Source organism: Leptolyngbya sp. FACHB-60 (assembly GCF_014695775.1).
Lineage (GTDB): Bacteria > Cyanobacteriota > Cyanobacteriia > Phormidesmidales > Phormidesmidaceae > Nodosilinea.
In genome coordinates, this window is record NZ_JACJOX010000026.1 from 1 (window position 1) to 19,001 (window position 19,001).

13 protein-coding genes and 1 pseudogene are annotated in these 19,001 nt (G+C 57.1%); 7 read left to right on the top strand and 7 right to left on the bottom strand.

Annotated elements, in window-relative coordinates:
* Positions 1-193: 193 nt before the first annotated feature.
* The 4 genes and pseudogenes from H6F57_RS28320 to H6F57_RS09945 form a co-directional block, all read right to left on the bottom strand.
* Positions 194-565: pseudogene (locus H6F57_RS28320) on the bottom strand (alpha/beta fold hydrolase); the annotation flags it as partial.
* Between the two features lie 143 nt (positions 566-708).
* Positions 709-2,229 (bottom strand): glycosyltransferase, encoded by a 1,521-nt coding sequence (locus tag H6F57_RS09935; RefSeq protein ID WP_190630338.1) that lies wholly within the window; start codon positions 2,227-2,229, stop codon positions 709-711.
* 264 nt (positions 2,230-2,493) lie between these two features.
* Positions 2,494-4,458, bottom strand: a complete 1,965-nt coding sequence (locus H6F57_RS09940) for a DUF3685 domain-containing protein (RefSeq protein WP_190630336.1) — start codon at positions 4,456-4,458, stop codon at positions 2,494-2,496.
* Positions 4,455-6,278: a hypothetical protein gene (locus H6F57_RS09945; protein WP_190630334.1), complete on the bottom strand. Its 1,824-nt coding sequence runs from the start codon at positions 6,276-6,278 to the stop codon at positions 4,455-4,457. Before H6F57_RS09945 ends, H6F57_RS09940 begins: the two co-directional genes overlap by 4 nt.
* A gap of 172 nt (positions 6,279-6,450) precedes the next feature.
* Here H6F57_RS09945 and H6F57_RS09950 point away from each other — a divergent pair, with 172 nt between their 5' ends.
* The gene (locus H6F57_RS09950; protein ID WP_190630332.1) at positions 6,451-7,239 is read left to right on the top strand and encodes a pentapeptide repeat-containing protein; all 789 of its coding nucleotides are present in this window, start codon (positions 6,451-6,453) and stop codon (positions 7,237-7,239) included.
* A gap of 101 nt (positions 7,240-7,340) precedes the next feature.
* Positions 7,341-7,673, top strand: coding sequence for a TMEM14 family protein (locus tag H6F57_RS09955; RefSeq protein ID WP_190630330.1), 333 nt, complete (start codon positions 7,341-7,343; stop codon positions 7,671-7,673).
* Positions 7,674-7,871: 198 nt separating this feature from the next.
* Here H6F57_RS09955 and H6F57_RS09960 read toward each other — a convergent pair whose 3' ends face one another.
* Positions 7,872-11,390 carry a DNA polymerase III subunit alpha gene (locus H6F57_RS09960; RefSeq protein ID WP_190630328.1) on the bottom strand — a complete coding sequence of 1,173 codons (3,519 nt, stop codon included), beginning with the start codon at positions 11,388-11,390 and terminating at the stop codon, positions 7,872-7,874.
* 551 nt (positions 11,391-11,941) lie between these two features.
* Here H6F57_RS09960 and H6F57_RS09965 point away from each other — a divergent pair.
* Together H6F57_RS09965 and H6F57_RS09970 are read left to right on the top strand one after the other, a co-directional pair.
* Positions 11,942-12,769 (top strand): DUF1206 domain-containing protein, encoded by an 828-nt coding sequence (locus tag H6F57_RS09965; protein WP_190794997.1) that lies wholly within the window; start codon positions 11,942-11,944, stop codon positions 12,767-12,769.
* Between the two features lie 232 nt (positions 12,770-13,001).
* The gene (locus H6F57_RS09970) at positions 13,002-14,060 is read left to right on the top strand and encodes a hypothetical protein (protein WP_199289923.1); all 1,059 of its coding nucleotides are present in this window, start codon (positions 13,002-13,004) and stop codon (positions 14,058-14,060) included.
* Positions 14,061-14,082: 22 nt separating this feature from the next.
* Here H6F57_RS09970 and H6F57_RS09975 read toward each other — a convergent pair whose 3' ends face one another.
* Both H6F57_RS09975 and ctpA read right to left on the bottom strand, forming a co-directional pair.
* A complete protein-coding gene (locus tag H6F57_RS09975) occupies positions 14,083-15,396 on the bottom strand; it encodes an HD domain-containing protein (RefSeq protein WP_313933662.1) in 1,314 nt (437 codons plus the stop codon).
* Positions 15,386-16,627 carry a carboxyl-terminal processing protease CtpA gene (gene ctpA, locus H6F57_RS09980; RefSeq protein ID WP_190630324.1) on the bottom strand — a complete coding sequence of 414 codons (1,242 nt, stop codon included), beginning with the start codon at positions 16,625-16,627 and terminating at the stop codon, positions 15,386-15,388. Before ctpA ends, H6F57_RS09975 begins: the two co-directional genes overlap by 11 nt.
* A gap of 463 nt (positions 16,628-17,090) precedes the next feature.
* On the opposite strand from ctpA, the gene petB reads away from it, so the two are divergent.
* From petB to H6F57_RS09995, 3 genes are all read left to right on the top strand, one after another.
* Entirely contained in the window at positions 17,091-17,759 is a 669-nt protein-coding gene (gene petB / locus H6F57_RS09985) for a cytochrome b6 (protein ID WP_190630322.1), read from the top strand.
* A 154-nt stretch (positions 17,760-17,913) separates the two neighbouring features.
* Positions 17,914-18,396 carry a cytochrome b6-f complex subunit IV gene (gene petD / locus H6F57_RS09990; RefSeq protein ID WP_190630320.1) on the top strand — a complete coding sequence of 161 codons (483 nt, stop codon included), beginning with the start codon at positions 17,914-17,916 and terminating at the stop codon, positions 18,394-18,396.
* A gap of 132 nt (positions 18,397-18,528) precedes the next feature.
* Entirely contained in the window at positions 18,529-18,975 is a 447-nt protein-coding gene (locus tag H6F57_RS09995) for an anti-sigma regulatory factor (protein WP_190630319.1), read from the top strand.
* The last annotated feature ends 26 nt before the right edge of the window (positions 18,976-19,001 follow it).

The following is a 19,001-nucleotide window of genomic DNA, read 5'->3' on the forward strand; positions in this document are numbered from 1 at the left end:
GCTCGTCACCGCTCCTGTCTTCAGCCACCACAACACCTGGACTTTGCTGCGGTTCACGGCATCTTGTTGCTTATCAAGCAAGATTTTAAGCGTCTCTGCTGATTCCTCAATCGCAATCCTCAGCACCCCTGCCATATCGATACTCTCGGTAGCTACCTTTCCTTATTTGTAGCTCCTTATCTACGATTTGGTATAACGTTAAACTTTTAACGCGTTGAGGATGCTTGAGCGCCATGAGTTGAGCCAAGAATCCTCCCAACGACATCCCTACTAAATGAGCGCTCTGAAGTTCATAGCCATCGAGAACACAAAAAGCATCGTCCGCTAGATCTTCTACAGAATAGTGAATGTGCCCTGGCTCGTAACTGGTTGAGCGCTCAGTGCCCCGATGATCGTAGCGAATCACATAGCGTCCTAGAGCCGCCAATTGAGAGCAGAAATCTTCTGGCCACCACACGGCTGAAGCCATCGCTCCCATGATTAACAAGATAGGTGGATCGTCTAGAGTACCGAAAGATTCGGAGAAAAGGCGAACTCCGTTACGGCTAATCCATTTACTTTCCATATCTTTTTACAGCTCGGCTTTCTCACATTTTAGGCAGCCTCAATTTCAGCATTTCTCCACTGTAAAGATCTGATTATTTGGTCTTCTATAATTGCCATAGTTCGCAGCCTAGCAAGGGGCTTAAGCCCCTTGTTGTAATCTCACTACTTCGCCCCTCGCAGGGCCACCATCCACCGATTGGGCTTGCTCTTGGTGCGGGCGGTGACCCGCCAAACTCGGCTGCCGCTGAGATGGTTGATCACCGCCACCATGCCAATTAGGGCCTTGAGCCAAAAGTAAACCGGTGACAGCAGGCAGTAGAGCAGGCCGTGGCGACGGGTATAGGCCGACTCCTTGGGGCGCAGCAGCATCGCCACCGCCACTTGCAGCACCACACTTAGGGTCAGCAGCCCCATCAGCACGAGGTTGAGGTTTTCAAAATTGAGGTCGCGATCGCGGCCGCTGAGGTGAATGCTGAGTAGCATCGGCACCACCTGCCACACCAGCGGGTAAAAGAACTGGCTAAAGAGCAGCATCAGCACCCAGTAGGGCTTTTGCACGGCGTCTAAGCGGGGCGATCGCGCCACTCGACCCAGGTGCAACCCCGCCACTTCCAGCCAGCCCTGGCTCCACCGCTGGCGCTGAAACCACAGCCCCCGCAGGTTGTCGGGGGCCAGTTCGGTGGTGACAATCGCCGGGTCATGCACCAGGCGACAGCCCCCCAGCAGACCCCGCACCGTCACGTCGATGTCTTCGGTCAGGCGGGTGTGGTGAAAGCCCAGGTGGCGCAGGGTCGAAGTGCGCCAGTAGCCGTTGGAGCCGCCAAACAGGGCCGTGTCAGCCAGCAGCGATCGCCCGTAGTGGCTAATTCCGTAGATGCACTCAAACTCCACCGCAATCAGCTGGGTCAACCAGCTATCTCGGGCGTTGCGAATAATGTTGCGCCCCTGCACCACGTCGTAGCGGCCCTGGTATAGCCAGGCCCAGGCCCGACTGAGACAATCGGCCGCCGGGTGGTGATCGGCGTCAAAGATGCCTGTCATCTCGCCCGCTGCCACCTGGAGGGCAGCGTTGAGGTTTTCGGCCTTAGAGTGGCTGTGGGGGACGGGCAGCAGCACCAGGGCCGGGTAGCGCCGCGCTAGAACCTGCAAACGGTCTTCTACCGGCAGCCGCGCTGGGGTGTTGTAGGCCAAAATAATTTCCCACCCCTGGGACGGCGGTCTTACCTGGGTCAACCAGTGCAGCAAGGTGTCTTCAATGATGTCTTGCTCGTTGGGCAGGTAGGCCGCCACAATTACCGAGACAAAGGGCACCGAGACAAAGGGTGTTGAGACCAGGGGCACCGAGACCACGGGCAGGGCTCCTTGGGGCGGCAGCGACTCCGGTACCACAGACGACAGCCGTCGCTGCCGCACCCGGCACCAGCGCTGCAGCAATCCCCGATCAAACCAGGGGTTAGATCGACGGCTGCTGTAGATCACAACGGCGGTTTCGGCGTTGATGATCACCAGACCAATCAGTGAAACGGCCAGTAAGGCCCATTGCAGTATCCCCAGGCTATGACCGTAGTCAAGAGCAGCAACATATACCGCCATCGGTATGCACAGCAGCCAGAGGCTCAACCACAGTAGCCGTCTGGCGTTGGCCAGAACAGGCTCAGCAAACAGCGCCAAGCTCGACTTCATAGGCGGGGATTAACTCCTTACTTGATTGGTGGAAAAGCCAGCAAACCGACGACATTTCTTTGCCGCTAACAACCATGAAACACTGTACCAGCCCGGCCATGGTGAGCTGATATGGGTGCCATAGATACCTGTAAATCCCTCGTAAGCAGCTTGCACCTGCTGATTGTCCCAAAAAAAAGTAGATTTTGGATGACCCGTTGGAGCGATTGCCAGCACTGGCACCCTCGGCAACCGGAACAAAGTTGAGGTACTAGGAGTCACAGCTTAGTCTCGTAGGTTACTTTCTTGGCTATCGCGGCGGTAGCGAGGGTCGCGCCAGGCACCGCCAACCCCGCGCAAAATGCCCCGCCCAATCAGCCCAATGCCCCGGCCAATTACGTCGGTCAATACATATACGATACCGCTGCCCACCAGCGAAACCGCCGAGCGAAACCGGGGAGCGATCGCATCGCGGGCCTCCACCGCTAAGGTTACCGCCCGCTGCAGGCCCGAGAGTTGCTCTAGCTCCTCTCGCCGGGGTGCATAGATCGTCTGGTGCTGAATGCCCCGCTCGGTAAAGCCAAACAGCCGATGCTGGCTCTCAAAGATCGCCCGAGGTTCGTTGATCAGCCCATCCCAGCGGTAGCGCCAGGAAAGGTCGTTGCGAAAGCGCTCAATGTCGCGGCTGGTCATCATGCGGCGATGGTAGAGGTTTTTCTTCATCAGCTCCACGTCGGCGAAATGGTTGAGCAGCGGCTGCACCACGGCGTTGGCCAGCTGAATCACCAGGTGCTCTAGCAGCTCCTGGCTGCGAGCCATCGCCTCGGGGGCATCGGCCTGGTAGAGGCTGCCGTCAACCACTACCGACTCGTTAAACAGCAGATGCCCCAGCAGCATCGGCACCAGGGGGAGCCGATCTAAAATCGCCGCCTGCACCACAGGGGCCTCGGTCAGCAGGGTCGGCACCACGGGCTGCTCTAGAGTATCGACCTGGAGGGTGTAGTAACGACCAAAGAAATCGGTGACGGTGGCCTGCCACAGGTCTTGCAGCACCAAGGGACTTTTCTCATTCAGCTGCCCCGGCAGCACCTGCGCCTCGCGGAGATGAGCCAAGGCGTCTTCAACCTTGCGCAGCACTAGATAGAGCAGCTCTCGCTTTTTGTCGTCGTGCAGAATATCAGACTCCAGCGGCACGTCGCTGGTGTTGTCTAGCAGGCCCTGCAGCTTGCGAAACACGCGCTCAAACACCAAGGTGGCCAGGTCGCTCTGGTTTAGAGCTAGGCGATCGGCGGTAGCGATTCGTGAAGTGATTCGCTCCGGAATCGCTCCCCTATCTCCCGGTTTCGGCCCAGGATTACGCCTAGGGACTAGGCTGGGCGGCACCCCACTCCGGCGGACAGAAGGCAGTTCTCCTGGCCCCAAGGAAGGGCGAGCCGAGCGGTCAATCGGCTGCCATTGGTCAGAGTTTGGGGTGGCTAACAGCCGCCGCACCAGCCAGCGCGCCGCCCGCAGTTCGCGGTAGCGCCCAACCAGCACTGCCTCTGTCAGCAGCGAGCCGCGCCCGCGCCGCTGTTCGGCCGCGATCTGGGCCATCACCGCATCTATTTGCTGCACCGACGACCGCCGTATATTGATGCGCAGTGCGACCAGGGCATTGGGCACCGGTGGAATTGTTCCAGAAACTTCGTCCTCCCGCATCGTCACAGGAGGACGCTGACCGCTCGCGATCGGGCTCAGGCCCCTGGCTGACTCAGGCCCAGACGTGACCAGCTGTTCAATTAGCCGCCCCAGATCGGCTACGGCCATACTGCGGGCCCCAAACCCATCGGCCCCCACCTGCCGGGCAGCCGCAGCCAGCACCGGTTCGGTCTGGGCGCTGAGCACCAGCACCGGCAGAGTTGGGTAGCGCGCTTTGATGTCGGCACAGAGGCGCAGCCCCGGCAGCTGGTCGGGGCGACCCGCCCCCAGACCCAAATCAAGAATCACCAGGTCGATGTCGGGGCGACGGCTGGGGTCTTGGGTGGCCCAGTCATCGGCCCAGGCAGGGGCGGACTCTGGAGTCCAATCGGGAGGGGTATCAGAAAGCGTCCCCAGCCTGGCTCGGCTGGCCAAGATTGCCAGTGCATCGTCGGACTGGGAGGCTTCGGCCACTACGGCGTAGCCAGCGGTTTGCTCCAGCCAGATGCGCAGGCCCAGGCGAAACACCGGGTCTTCGTCTACCAGCATGAGTCGCAGGGGGGCCGTCGTCATTGGGGCTCGGTGGAAGAACTGTCGTCTGAGGTGCTATCGCCGCCGGGCACGGGGCGACCTTCAGCTTCCCAGATCGACCAGATATAGGCCCGCTCAGCCGTCCAGAGAGCGATCGCCGCCTTAGCCTCATCGTAGAGCGCTCGCCCCGGCCCAATCTGGCTAGCCAGATTGATCGCCGCCGACAGACTGCCGCCGTAGGCCAGATCCTTGGCCTCATCTAAAATCGGCTTGTCTTCGGCAATTTGAATGGTGGATGTCCACTCCTGGATTAGCCCCTGGGCGCGGCTATAGAGGGCGCGGTTGGGCTTAATTTTATTCGCTTCGGCGATCGCCTCGGGCAGCTTGTCCTGATTGGCCAAGGCCACCGCCGCATCGAGAATGGGCCGGTCTTCAATCACCTGAATTTCTTGCTGCCACCCGGCGACCAGGGTTTGGGCCTCCACCCGCAGGGCGCGCCCCAGCTCAATCTCACTAGCCTTGGCAATGGCGGTTTGCAGCGCCGCAATGGTGCCGGGCCGAGCCAGGCTGCGGGCCTCGACCAAGATCGGGCGGTCTTCAATTCGCTGTAGATTAAACTGCCACTGGGCGATCAGTGTCTGCCCTTGAATGCGCCGGGGTCGCCCCGTCTCTACCCGCTGGGCCTGGCGAATTGCCCAGTCGTAGGTGGTTCGCTGCCCCAGCCTGGCTACCATATCGCTAAACTTCAGCTGTTTCAGATCGGTGAGTTGTTCGCCCCACTGCTCCTCTGAGGATAGGTCAGCCTCCGCGTAGGGACTGTTCGCCGGGAGCTGATGGACGGCGCTGACGGCCTCCATCAGCCCGAATAAGTGGCTGTAGCGCGGGGTTAGGCCCTGACCCACGGGTTCAGCCTGGCGGGCGAGCGCTTGGGCATGGCTGAGGGATAGCAGCGCCTGGGCATCGGGGGCCAGATCGGGGGTGGGGGGAACCACGCTGGCCAACTCTAGGGCACCAGCGCGATCGCCCACATCCCAGCGCTGGAGCGCCACATCGATCACCGTCTTGCTCCAGCGATCGACGTCGCTTTCGGCCGCCTGCCACACCTGGCTGCGCAGGTCGATGGCGCGGGCCAGCACTACCGCCTGACGCAAGTTCTCAATCTGGTTAGTTTTCGCCAGCTCGCGGGCCTGCAAGAGCTGCTCCCACCCCTGGTACTCCACCTGAAACTGCCGCTGCCAAAACACATAGCGCGTCGTCAGCCAGTAGTCGGTCTTAAGAGCTTTGAACTCTTGCAGGTGGGTCTTGGCCAGCTCCCAATTGCTGGCGGCTAGGGCGGGCCTCAGCTTAGCCTCAATAGCTCGGCCCTGCTCCCAGTCTTGTCGCCACTCAAAGATTACCGACTGAGCTGGCTTTCGCAACGGCGTGTTTAGAGGAATTTGATCAGCCAGGGCCACCGCATCGTCGAGCTTGCCCGCCTGCACCCAGCGGTTGGCCAGCACCAAAATCTGCTCCGAGGCATCCTTTAAAATTTCTTGGGAGTCCTCGTAGTTAGAGTGGGTTTTGGGCCAGTTGGCGGTTAGCAACACCGACTGCACCAGATTGTTGGGCTCACCCGTGCGGGCCTGAGCCTTGGCGCAGTAGAGCAAATCGCTTGACGAATGAAAGGGTGTAATCTGCTCACAGTCGGGCAGCGGCGGAATCCGCGTCAGCCAGATCAGCGCCCAGCCGCAAAATATCCCCGACCCAGTGAGCAAAAGCACCCACAGCGTTAGCCAAAACCATTCCCAAGGCTTAACCTGGCTAGGCCCAGGGCGCTGCCGGTGTCGAGATCTCAGGGGCGATGAAGCCGGTGTCGATGCCATGACGTCAAACTAACCGAGAGCGAGCAGCAGCATCTCGACTGCCTGGGCGGTGATAACTAGCATCCTCACTGGCTTTGGGAACCAGGGGAGCCAGAAGATGCTGACACATTGTAGAGGCAATCTATAAACTTGATCGTAGATCTTTTAGCCAAACCTATCGGAATTGCACGCCATGGCACACCGCACAGACCCACGCCGAATCCTCCGGCCCACGGGGGTAGCCGCAGCGGTTGGCCTCGCCCTCGCCCTGGCTGCCCCTGGTATCGCCAACACCCCCCTGCAACAGCTGCTGATTAGCCGCATCTGCATTGCCTGCGATCTCAGCGGTGTCGTGCTTACCCGCGCCAGCCTCGAAGATGCCGACTTGACCAACGCCAACTTAGCGGGGGCCAACCTGCGCCAGGCTCGCCTGCCCCGCGCCCAGCTAACCCAGGCCGACCTGCGACAGACCAACCTACAACAGGTGGTGCTCAGCGGCGCTGACTTGTCGGGAGCCAACCTGGCGGGGGCCAATCTTAGCCAGGCCACCCTCACCGGCAGCGAGCTGCGGGATGTCAACGCCGCTGACGTCAATCTAGAGCGCGCCGAAGCCCGCGACAGCAATTGGTACGGCAGCGACCTTAGCGGCAGCCGCTTAGATGGAGCCGTGTTTAACCATGCCAGTCTGTCGGCGACCGATTTGACCAACGTGACGTTGACCAACGGTCAATTTTTTCGGGCCGACTTCATTGGCGCTCAGCTGGAGGGGGCCGACTTCACCGGGGCCGATCTGCGCCAGGCCCTAATGCGCGATGCCCAGCTAGCGGGGGCCACCTTCACCGATGCCGACCTGCGGGATGCCAACCTCAACCGCACCGATCTCAGCACCGCTCGGTTTTGCAACACCCGCATGGCCAACGGCGACATCAACGACGAGCACTGCGCTGAGCTAGGGCTGAATCCCGATCGCCCTGTTCCCTAGAGGGGCGATCGCGCCTGGACTGAGCTGACCAGCAGCTAGCGAAATCACGACAACACCAAGGAACGCTGTACGCTTTAGGCAACCGTTGCTGAAGGATTGGCATGACCTTTCTGATCGTTGCGATCGCCCCCTGGCTGCTCTTGCTCTATGCCGTGTTGGTAATAGCCGGAGGCGTGATGGGTTACCTCAAAGCTCGCAGTAAACCCTCTCTCATTTCTGGGCTGATCAGCGGTGCAGCATTGCTCGTCGCTTGGTGGATCACCCTGAGCAACAGCTACAACGCAGGTATAGCGCTGGCGACTTGCCTCGCGATCGCGCTCCTCATCGTCTTTAGCCTGCGCTTTCGCAAGACCAGAAAATTCATACCCGCCGGATTGATGGCGATCGTGAGCCTGTTTTGTGCGGCTGTGTTTGCGATCGCGCTTTCTATATAACGTCTCGCGCTCAAGCCAACGTCAACCCATCCCAAGCATGCTTCACAGAAGAGCATGCTTGGGATGGGTCGGCTATGCCCCTAGCCCTACCTCTGGAGCATTCAAATCAAGATGTGCCCAGAGTCCGATCCCTTCTACGATGTAGCCGATAAGCTTGTCATCGCCCAGAAGGAACCGGGCCTCTCGCAGAAAGGTATCTCACGCGCTAATCAGCGGCGTCGCCTTGGCCTGGAAGTTCGCATTCACCAGGGCCGTCACTGCTGCCTCCGGATCCTTCACGCGAAACTGCGCACCCAGCCGCACAAACTGCCGCTGCTGGGTGCCGCCAATCACCGCGATCACCGGCACCCGCGCATATTTGGGGTCGTCGCCCTGGTTGTTGCGAATCACGTTGCGCAGGCGGTGCTGTTGCTCAATGTCACCCGCCAGGCGGGGGTCTAGCTCCACCATCACCATGCGCACGTCTTCGATCGACTCGGCATCGTCAATGATGAACTGGACGCGATCGTCGCGGCGATCGACCTTGCCCCAAATCATCAGCCGTTTGTCAGCCACAATATGCTGGCCAATGCGCTCAAAAGATTTGGGAAAAACCACCGCCTCCGCCTGCCCGGTGAGGTCTTCGAGCTGAACGATCGCCATCCGGTCGCCCTTCTTCGTCACCACCGGCTTCACGCTGGCGAGAATCACGATCGCGCTCAGCGTCACATTATCCGGCTGCTCGTGCAGCTCCGCCAGGTTAATTGGGGCCAGCACCCGCGCCGATCGCTGCACCGACTTGAGCGGATGGTCGGAAATATAGAAGCCCAGCAGTTCTTTCTCCTGCCGCAGCTTTTCCTGAGCCTCAAAGTCGGCCACCAGCGGTGCTTTGGGCGCAGTTTCGTAGCCCGCCGAAGGTGTGGCGCTCTGGGTGTCGCCGCCACCCATCATCATGTCGAACAGGTTGCCCTGGCCAATCTCGCGATCCTTCGCCCGGCTTTGGGCCCAGTCGATCACCAGCTCCAAATCCTGCATTAGCTGGTTGCGGTTAGGGTCAAGCTTATCGAGAGCCCCGGCTAGAATCAGCGATTCTAGAGCGCGGCGGTTGACGGAATGCAGATCGACGCGATCGCACAGTTCTGGCAGCGACTTAAACGGCCCGTCTGACTCGCGGTTCTTGAAAATGCACTCGATCGCCCCTAGGCCGACGTTGCGCACCGCTGAGAGGCCAAACAAAATGCTTTTATCCTCGGGGGTGAAATCGACCAGCGATCGGTTGATATCCGGCGGCAGCACCTCAATGCCCATGGCAATGCAGTTGCCAATGTGCATCTGCACCTTGTCCTGGTCGCCGCTGTTGGAGGTCAACAGCGCCGCCATATACTCCACGGGGTAGTTGGCCTTCAGGTAGGCGGTCTGAAAGGTGACAAACCCGTAGGCGGTGGAGTGCGATTTGTTGAAGCAGTATTCGGCAAATTTCACCATCTGGTCCCAGAGTTCTGTCGCCACCTTCTTGGCGACGCCCTTCTCCATCGCACCGTTGACGAAGTTCTCCTGGTGCTTGAGCATTTCCGACATTTTCTTTTTACCCATGGCCCGCCGCAGCAGGTCGGCCTGGCCGAGGGAGTAGCCGCCCATATCCTGGGCAATTTTCATGATCTGCTCTTGGTAGACCATGATGCCGTAGGTCTCGCTGAGAATCGGCTTCAAAATTTCGTCGGCAAAGTCGATTTTCTCTCGCCCATGCTTGCGGTTGATGAATTTAGGAATCAGCCCCGCATCCAGCGGCCCCGGCCGATAGAGAGCTAGCACCGAAGAAATATCTTCTAAACCCGAGGGCTTGAGATCCTTCACGATCTGGCGCATGCCGGAAGACTCAAGCTGGAAGACGCCGCCTAGGTCGCCACGCTCTAGCAGCTTGTAGGTAGCGGGGTCATCCATAGGCAGATCGTCTGGGTCAATTTTGGTGCCGTGGGTGGCCTCAATGAGCTCCAGGGTTTTCTGGATCATCGTCAGGTTGCGCAGGCCCAAAAAGTCCATTTTTAGGAGGCCCAGGGCTTCCACGTCTTCCATGTAGTATTGGGTGATCACCTGGCCGTCGTTGTTGCGTTGGAGGGGCACAATTTCGTCGAGAGGATCTTTGGAGATCACCACCCCAGCGGCGTGCATGCCGAAGGTTTTGTTGGTGCCCTCAATCCGCAGGGCCATGTCGATCCAGCGGCGGGTTTGGGGGTCGTTGTCGTACTTTTCTTTGAACTCCGGCGCGGGGGTGTCGTCGGAGATCATCACCTTAAGCTTGGTGGGCTTACCTCGCGCCACCGGAATCAGCTTCGCCATTCGATCTGACTCGGCGTAGGGGATATCAAGCACCCGCGCTACATCCTTGAGCACCGCTTTGGAAGTCATGCGGTTGAAGGTGATGATCTGCGCCACCCGCTCCTCGCCGTAGCGGCGGGTAACGTATTTGATTACCTCATCGCGGCGATCGATGCAGAAGTCGGTGTCAATATCCGGCATCGACTTGCGCTCGGGGTTCAAGAAACGCTCGAACAGCAGCCCGTGGTGGATGGGGTCGATGTTGGTGATTTCCATGGCGTAGGCCACCAAAGAGCCCGCTGCCGAGCCCCGCCCTGGGCCGACGGGAATATTGTTGTCGCGGGCAAATCGAATGTAGTCCCACACCACCAAAAAGTAGGTGGGGAAGCCCATCTGGATCATCATCTCGATTTCGTATTCGAGGCGATCGCGGTATTCCTGGTCAATCTCCTCGTAGCGGGCCGTTTTCATCCGTTTGACCAGCCCCTCCCGCGCCACATGCCCCATGTAGGCCCCAGCATCCTCGTTAAACTCGGCGGGGATGGGGAAGTCGGGAATGCGCGACTGGCCGAGGATGCCGGTATACTCTTCGATTTTGTCAGCGACTTCAAGGGTGTTGGCGATCGATTCTTCGATCACCTCTGGCTCAATGTGATCGCGGAACAGCTGCCGCATCTCATCGGCAGATTTCAGGTATTCTGTGCCGCTGTAGCGCAGGCGCTTGTCTTCGGTCAGCAGCTTGCCCGTCTGAATGCACAGCAGGGCGTCGTGGGCCTCCACATCGTTGCAGGAGATGTAGTGGGAGTCGTTGGTGCAGATGATTTTTACGTCCATCTCCCGCGCGATCTTCAGCAGCTCCACATTCACTACCCGGTCTTCGGGGGAGCCGTGGTCCTGAATTTCGAGGTAGTAGTCTTCACCGAACAGGTCTTTGTACCACTGGGCCACCTTGCGGGCCACATCAGGTCGCTTCTGCAAGATCGCTTGGGGCACTTCGCCGCCGAGGCAGGCGCTGGTGACGATCAGTCCCTCGTGGTACTGCTCTAGCAAATCTTTATTAATGCAGGGGCGCGAAAAAATGCCCTTGCCTTGCACCCCCTGCAAATGGGAGATAGTGGTGAGCTTGACCAGGTTTTTGTAGCCCTGGGTGTTTTTAGCCAGCACCACTTGGTGGTAGCGGGGCCGGCGCTGCTGCTGCGAAATGTCGCCGTTGATCAGGTACATCTCGTTGCCGATGATCGGCTTGATGCCCGCCCCTTTGCAAACTTTGATCAGCTCAATCGCGCCATACATGACGCCGTGGTCAGTGAGGGCGATCGCCGGCATGTCCAGTTCCTTAGCCCGCGCTACCAGCTGGGGAAGCTGACTGGCCCCGTCAAGCAGGCTATAGGCACTGTGGATGTGGAGACCAACAAAGGACATAGCGCCGCGATATGATAGTACAATTTTACTGCATTGGATAAGGCTGGGAGCCAGATTTCTCTGACCCCAAAGGCACCCAAGCTGCTCCTAAGGTTAGCGGATTTATAGGACTACATCTAGCGATTTGGGGGAAATATAGAAATTTAAACCGCCACATCTGGCGTGCGCCCCCAAACATGCTGTCAACACCGGGTTTCAGGTTGGGCTAAGGTTAGCTCGACCTCCTCAACCCCTTCGCTTTTCCTAGAGATAGCCCTGAGAAGTTGTCTGACGTATCGTTAGACCGCAGATAACGATGCCCGATTCAAGCCTTCCCTAGTAACCGGTGCGCGATCGCCACTTTTGCCGCTGAAGTGAATAAAGCTAGCGATGAACGCTCAATCCTACAGCCAGGTAGATAGACTTAAACCTGAAGTTTATTTGATATAGAGAGACTAACTTGATCGGCTTACAGACTGATAGGGTTTGGCTGGCACAGCGCTTCAATGGGTAATGTCAAGCTGATACTGACGCTTTTACAGGGCTTAGTTCGCTTCGCGCAGCGGCAGCTCTTGAAACTTTTCAAACAACCCTTGGTGCGATGGTACATGCGATTAGGCCACGGCACTAAAGGTGCGTTCTATGGCCTAATCGGTCTATTTGCCCTCAACGATATCATTCATGACCAGCCGATTGTGTCGGGTAGCGAGGCGGTGCTCGCCGATCTGGAGCGCTGGCCCCTAGGTAGCGGGATCCTTGGTCTGCTAGCGTTTGGCCTTCTTGGCTACGTGCTGTGGCGCTTGATACAGGCCAGTATTGACCCAGGCCAGTCAGAAGCGTTAAACGTTCGTCAGGTGCTACAGCGCTGCGGCTACGTTGTCAGTGGTCTAACTTACCTAGGCGTTGCTCAAAGCGCGGCTAGACTATCCCTTAACCTAGTTGTCGATTTCAACGACACGATAGAAGATTTGGCCTCCGTTCTATTCGAGCGAGAAGTAGGCCCCTGGATGCTTTTTGGCGCTGGTCTTGGCGTTGTAGCCGTGGGTTGCCTCTATATTTACGGGGCGGCCTCCGGCGGCTACATCAACGATTTTCATCGAGACCTCTCTCGGCCCATTAAGCGATGGGTGATAGTCATTGGCAAAGTTGGCATTATAGCTCGCGGGGTCGGCTTCGTTTTAATTGGGGCATACCTCATCAAAGCCGCCTATCTGGTTGACGATAAATCTGCTGGCGGGCTAGGCAATGTGTTTGACGAGCTAGATGAAGAATTTTTGGGCGAATACTGGCTGGGCGCGATCGCATTTGGCTTTTTGGCCTACGCCGTCTATATGATTATCGCAGCTTGCTATCGCCAGTTCCCGAAACTTAACCCACCAGCTGTAGCCAAAAACAACTAATCTCTGCGAGTTTTGAACACCATTGATCGTTAAATTCTGACGGTAAACTGGTTGGCTATAGCGATCGGTAGAGAGTCTAAGTAAACGATGCCAAGGGTGCGTTGGGCGATCGCTACAATACCTTCTGGGATAGTTTTACTGCGTCAGGCCGAGCGATGAAGCATGCTAGGAAAACTAGAATTGTCGGCTTGCAAGGTCGCTACATAAGTACGTTTAAGGTAAGCAACTAGCCGTGATACAGCGACGCAGATGGGACAAACGGTATTGGCTGGCGCTCCTGCTGTTAATGGTTGCCGGCCTGCTAATGCATATTAGCTTTTGGTTTACACCTGCCAAAGATTTAATGGGGCAAGACATTTATTACATCTGGCTAGAAGGTAAAAGAATTATTGCTGGAGAAAACCCCTACGCCAGAATTCTCGCTAGCGACATGAGGGATAACGACAAATACGCCACCTACTTTCCTTTGGCTTATCTCTTCTCTGCACTGATTCAAAAACTTGGGTTTCCAGAATTTCTAGACTGGCTCTATGTGTGGCGACCGATTTCGTTTTCGTTTCACTTAGGCCTAATCGCCCTAACGCTGAGATATTTTTATGCACGAGGCTTTTGGCTGCTCGGCTTTGCCGCCGCCACTGTTCTCCTACTAGGTCGTTGGAGCGTCTACATTACCAGAGTTCACCACCTTGAGTTTGCGGCCGTCTTTTTTTTGCTGCTTTCTTTAGTTCTCTTAAAAGAAAAATCAAGGCTGTCATTGCTTGCCTTTAGTATTTCTTTAGGGATCAAACAGATTGCGATCTTTCTGCTGCCGCTTTACCTGATTCACCTCTGGGTTAACGGCGCTAAAGATAGACGAGTTCAAGCGGTTGCTTGGGGCTTTTTAATTATTTTAAGTGTTCCAGCCTTAACCTCACTGCCATTTTTATTTTGGAATGCAGAAGGTTTTTTGAAATCCATTCTTTTTTCAGCTACTCGTGCCGGAAGTTCACATATTGAGAGTGCGCCTTCCCTTGACATAATTTTTTCTCAGAACCTACCCTGGTTGGTGGGTTTAAAGGCTAAGCTGCTAATGTTATTGCTGATGGGGCTTGTTTATCTAAGCTTCTGGAAAGAAAGGATCACTATCTTGGCTTCCTCCGCCGTGATAATGATGGTTTTTCTTTATTTCAACTCGGTGCTGTTTTTACAGTATTTTTTGTGGCCTTTGAGTTTGACCCTGTTGGCTCTAGTTGAACTAGTGCCACCTTTGCCACCACAAAAACCGGTGAGGATTGATGGCAACAATCTGTAGAAACATGACCTTTCAGAAGTAGCTATTCCGCTTCTGAAACTCCTCCAGAGTTATAGGTAGCCCAGGTTTGCCGCAGCCAGGGGTGAATTTCTCGCGGATAGAGTAGCCAAGTGCGTTCATAGGGCTGGCTAAGGGCCTGCACCAAGGGCGAGAGATCTTTGATATCGGTAAACGCGTTGTCGCGGTACAGGCAGATGCCTTCGTTATAGGTGGTGTAACCTCGGCTCCAGGTGCGACGCAGGCCACTGTAGTTTTCGCCACTATAGCCCTGCTGCTCTAAATGGGTGCGAACTGCGTGGAGAAAGTCATTCTGCTGATCTAGTGAGAGCGGGGTGACTTCCAGCGTCTTGAGCAAATCGCGATCGAGGTAGCGGCGGCACAGGTCGGCCAACAGCAAGTCGGGGCTGTACCGCCACCGCTGGAGGTGATAGGTAAAGACAATATCGTCCCCAGCAAGGTAAGTCTCTAAAGACAGAGGATGATCGGGAGTGAGCAACCAGGCAGTCACTGTAGGATCGGCCTCTAGCTTGCCCACGAGCAAATCGGCTCTGGCTCGCTCAAAGGCCCGCTCTAGCAGCCAGGTGACGGAGATATTTTTGGGGTGGTTGTACACCTGCACATACATGAAGTGGCGCACTACCAGATAGTGCTCGATCGCAGACAAGCCCTTGTGGGCCACCACAAGGCGACCGCTTTGGGGCTCAAACCGCAGGGCCATGAGAATGCGATCGAGATCGAGCTGGCCGTAGCTGGCTCCAGTGAAGTAGCTATCGCGCAGCAGGTAGTCGAGGCGATCGCAATCCAGCTGACTCGACACCAGCTGCCACACTAGCGCGACGGGGTGCTCGTGGGTGTAGACCTGATCCACCGCTGCCGCCAGACCCTCGGCCCGCGCCTCTAGGGCATCATGAATCTCCGGCAGTTCGCGAATCATGCGGCGGGTCCAGTGCTCGTGCTGGAGACCAAACACCTCTTCAGCGGTGTGGCTAAAGGGGCCGTGGCCGATGTCGTGGAGCAGGGCCGCCACCAGTACCGTAGCTCGGTAGGGGGCCAGTTCCGGGTAACGCCGCTGGATCTGATCAAAGGCGCGACGGGCGATCGCCATCACCCCCAGCGAATGGGTAAAGCGCGAGCTTTCGGCCCCGTGAAAGGTGAGACTGGCTGGGCCGAGCTGGCGAATCCGCCGCAATCGCTGAAATGCCGGCGTATCGATCAGCTGAGTTAACAGCGCCTCATCGGGGTCGCCGGCGTGCAGCGTAATCGCGCCATGGAGCGGGTCGTGGTACGAGCGGCTGGCCTTGAGCTGCCCTTCCTGGGGCAAAGATTTAAGATGCACTGGCTAGGACCGTGGCTTGACTTAGCATCTCTAGCGCAGCCTGGTACTGGGGGTCGGCATCGGTAGCCACGGTGTCGCGACTGAGGGGCACGCTGGCAACGATGCGATCGGGTTTAATCCCCAATCTATTGATGTCGTGGTGGGCCGGCGTTTCATACTTGGCCACGGTCACCGCCAGCCCCGCCCCGTCCGACAGGTCAAACAGCGACTGAATTAGCCCTTTGCCAAAGGTGGTGCTGCCCACCAGGGTGGCTCGGCCATTGTCCTGCAGCGCCCCGGCCAAAATTTCACTAGCGCTAGCGGTGCCCTCGTTGACCAGCACCACCAGCGGTGCGTCGGTAATCGCCTGGCCAAACGCCTCAAAGCTATCTAAAATTCCCTGGCGGTTAACTGTATAGACAATCGTGCCCTGGGGCAGCCACAGCCGAGCAATTTCGATGCCTGCCTGCAATAGCCCACCCGGGTTATTGCGCAGATCGAGTAGATAGCCCTCAGCCCCCTGGTTGGCCAAGGTTTGAATCGCGGCGGACACCTTCTCAGATGCGTTGCCGTTGAACTGGCTCAGCCGCAGGTAGCCCACTCGTTGCCCCCCTGGTGTTGTCTTCAGCGCCGCTACCACGGGGTTGAGGGTAATCACATCGCGGGTCAGAGAAACCTGGCGGGCCGTGGTCTCGTCAAGGCTACGCAATTGCAGGGTAACAGTGGTGCCACGCTGGCCCCGCATCCGAGCAGCGGCCTCATCTAGCGTCAGCTCCGTGGTGGCGACGCCATCGATCTCAAGCACCACATCTTGGGGTTGAATACCTGCCTGCTCCGCCGGAGACCCTTCAATGGGGGCAATCACCCGCAGCCAGCCAGGTTGCTCATCCTTAGAAATTTGCAGCCCTACTCCGGTCAACGCTCCAGCGGTACTGGTTTGCAAACTGCGGTACTGCTCGGGGGGCAGCAGCCGGGTGTAGGGGTCTTCTAGCCCAGCCAGCATATCCTGAATGGCTTGGTAGGTATCGTCCCGACTGGCCAGGGCGCGATCGAGGGCTCGCTGGCGAGTAAACCACCAGTTTTGGTGGTTAAACGTCTCGTCTACATAGGCCCGGTTCACAATGCGCCACACCTCTGCCACCAGATTTTGCTCCTCAGTGAGGGCAAAGGCAGGGCCTGCTGACACCCCACCGACCACTAGCCCCATCAAGCAAAGGCTAAGAATAGAAAGACGCAATAGGGGTTTAATCATAAACGCAGGGCAGAGGCAGGCAATAGATTGAGGGTGAACGAAATGTGGTGTTGACCAGCGTTTCTAACTCATAGGGAGCCTGGGTTAAGGATCGACGATATCCTAGCCATTCGGTCAGCGCTTCACATTAGTTTATTCTGAGCATTTTTTACTGATTGCGCCCAACCGGCAGAGATAACGCTTCTCTACCGGGTTCACCAAGCCCTATGGTGAGCAGGTATCTAGCTATCCCTTACCGTTGAGTCAATGTAACGGAGTATTGCAAGATTATAGCAAGGGTCTAATTTATCTCCCTGAGCTGGCGTGGGCCTAGGACGAGCCTTTTGCCCTGGTTGCCTATTCTGGGGATGGCAGGATGCGTCTCAGGCCTTAGAATTTAAGTTAGAGAATTTAGCGTTGCCATTACGGCTATGTTACATTTTTCATTGACGGCAATTATTGAATATATAGAGTTACCCGCTTCATGTTTACTAAGCAAGTTACCGGCTCTAAGGCCTTCCAATGGTTTAACGAGCGGCTAGAGATTCAGGCCCTGGCCGATGACATCTCTAGCAAGTATGTGCCGCCCCACGTCAATATTTTCTATTGCCTGGGTGGCATTACCCTGACCTGCTTCCTGATCCAGTTTGCCACTGGGTTTGCGATGACCTTCTACTACAAACCCACGGTCACTGAAGCATTCAGTTCTGTGCAGTATCTGATGACCGATGTCAACTTCGGCTGGCTGATTCGGTCTATCCACCGTTGGTCCGCCAGCATGATGGTGCTGATGATGCTTCTCCACGTGTTTCGGGTGTATCTCACCGGCGGCTTCAAGAAGCCCCGTGAGCTGACCTGGGTAACCGGGGTGGTGCTGGCCGTCATCACGGTGACCTTTGGCGTCACTGGCTACTCCCTTCCCTGGGATCAGGTGGGCTATTGGGCTGTGAAGATTGTGTCTGGGGTGCCCGGTGCCATTCCTGTGGTGGGCTCTACTGTAGTTGAGCTGATGCGCGGCGGTGAAGCCGTTGGGCAATCGACGCTGACCCGCTTTTACAGCCTGCACACCTTCGTTCTGCCATGGGCGATCGCGGTGTTTATGCTGCTGCACTTCCTGATGATTCGCAAGCAGGGTATCTCTGGCCCTCTCTAGGGTTTGAGATACGATGGGAGCTGTTGCTAAGGCAGGCTCCTGAGCGCAAGTGTTTGTGGGCATGACGTTTAGTTTCGGCTATACCGATTGCCCTGGATGAATGGTTTAGACTCTGGGCCTGGCCCAACTGGCTGTAACAGGAGAAGTTTTTTCAATGGCGACCATTAAAAAGCCGGATCTAAGCGATCCTAAGTTAAGAGACTTGCTCAAGCAGGGCATGGGCCACAACTACTACGGCGAACCCGCCTGGCCCAATGACCTGCTTTACATCTTTCCCGTGGTTATTCTAGGCACCATCGCCTGCTGTGTTGGGCTGGCTGTGCTAGACCCTGCCCTGGTGGGTGAGCCCGCTGACCCCTTTGCCACCCCCCTAGAAATTCTGCCGGAGTGGTACCTGTACCCCACCTTCCAGATTTTACGGATTGTGCCGAGCAAGCTGTTGGGTATTGGCGCGATGACGGCTATTCCCCTAGGGCTGATGCTGATCCCCTTTATCGAGAACGTCAACAAGTTCCAAAACCCCTTCCGCCGTCCTTTGGCCACCACGCTGTTTCTGTTGGGAACTGCGGCAACCCTATGGTTGGGCATTGGGGCGACCTTCCCCATTCAGGACTCGCTGACCCTGGGCCTGTTCTAGACGGCTAACTCTAGCCATCATGCAAGACCTGCGTAGAACTGTATCGTTTTACGCAGGTCTTTTTGCTGGGGGTGTACTCTTTCGCTAAGCTACGTTCAGGGAGCTCTGGTAGGCGTTGATACAGGAGTGGCTATGGCACGGGTGGGCACCAGACAAGAACATTTGCAGGTGGCTAGCAAGCTGGATGTAGTGGCTCAGGTGCAGCGCTGGTTTCACGATACCTGTCGTTCGCTAGATGGGGAGTCGGCCTGGGTGAGCAACCACTGCGATCGCCTTGCCCTAGCCCTCACCGAAGGCTTCACCAACGCGGTGCGCCACGCCCACGCTCACCTGCCCGCCGACACCGATATTGACATCGACCTCTCCCTAGCTGCCGACTGCGTTGAAATCCGTATTTGGGATCACGGCGGCCCCTTCAACCCAGAGCTACTGCCCGAACCCCAACCCGGCGAACTGTTAGAGAGCGGCTACGGCTGGTTTTTGCTGCGTCGCCTGGCCGACAAGGTTACCTACCATCGCTCTAAGGATGGGCGCAATTGCCTATCTATCGTCAAGTACGGCACTTTTCCTACCTACTAGGCCGCTTTGGGGAAATCGGTTGCCAC

What these genes read in the sequence shown, in the direction of transcription:
- H6F57_RS09945 (WP_190630334.1), bottom strand. Translation starts at nt 6,278, where the DNA reads ATGGCATCGACACCGGCTTCATCGCCCCTGAGATCTCGACACCGGCAG.
- petD (WP_190630320.1), top strand. Translation starts at nt 17,914, where the DNA reads ATGGCGACCATTAAAAAGCCGGATCTAAGCGATCCTAAGTTAAGAGAC.
- H6F57_RS09955 (WP_190630330.1), top strand. Translation starts at nt 7,341, where the DNA reads ATGACCTTTCTGATCGTTGCGATCGCCCCCTGGCTGCTCTTGCTCTAT.
- H6F57_RS09995 (WP_190630319.1), top strand. Translation starts at nt 18,529, where the DNA reads ATGGCACGGGTGGGCACCAGACAAGAACATTTGCAGGTGGCTAGCAAG.
- H6F57_RS09960 (WP_190630328.1), bottom strand. Translation starts at nt 11,390, where the DNA reads ATGTCCTTTGTTGGTCTCCACATCCACAGTGCCTATAGCCTGCTTGAC.
- H6F57_RS09940 (WP_190630336.1), bottom strand. Translation starts at nt 4,458, where the DNA reads ATGACGACGGCCCCCCTGCGACTCATGCTGGTAGACGAAGACCCGGTG.
- H6F57_RS09935 (WP_190630338.1), bottom strand. Translation starts at nt 2,229, where the DNA reads ATGAAGTCGAGCTTGGCGCTGTTTGCTGAGCCTGTTCTGGCCAACGCC.
- H6F57_RS09950 (WP_190630332.1), top strand. Translation starts at nt 6,451, where the DNA reads ATGGCACACCGCACAGACCCACGCCGAATCCTCCGGCCCACGGGGGTA.
- petB (WP_190630322.1), top strand. Translation starts at nt 17,091, where the DNA reads ATGTTTACTAAGCAAGTTACCGGCTCTAAGGCCTTCCAATGGTTTAAC.
- ctpA (WP_190630324.1), bottom strand. Translation starts at nt 16,627, where the DNA reads ATGATTAAACCCCTATTGCGTCTTTCTATTCTTAGCCTTTGCTTGATG.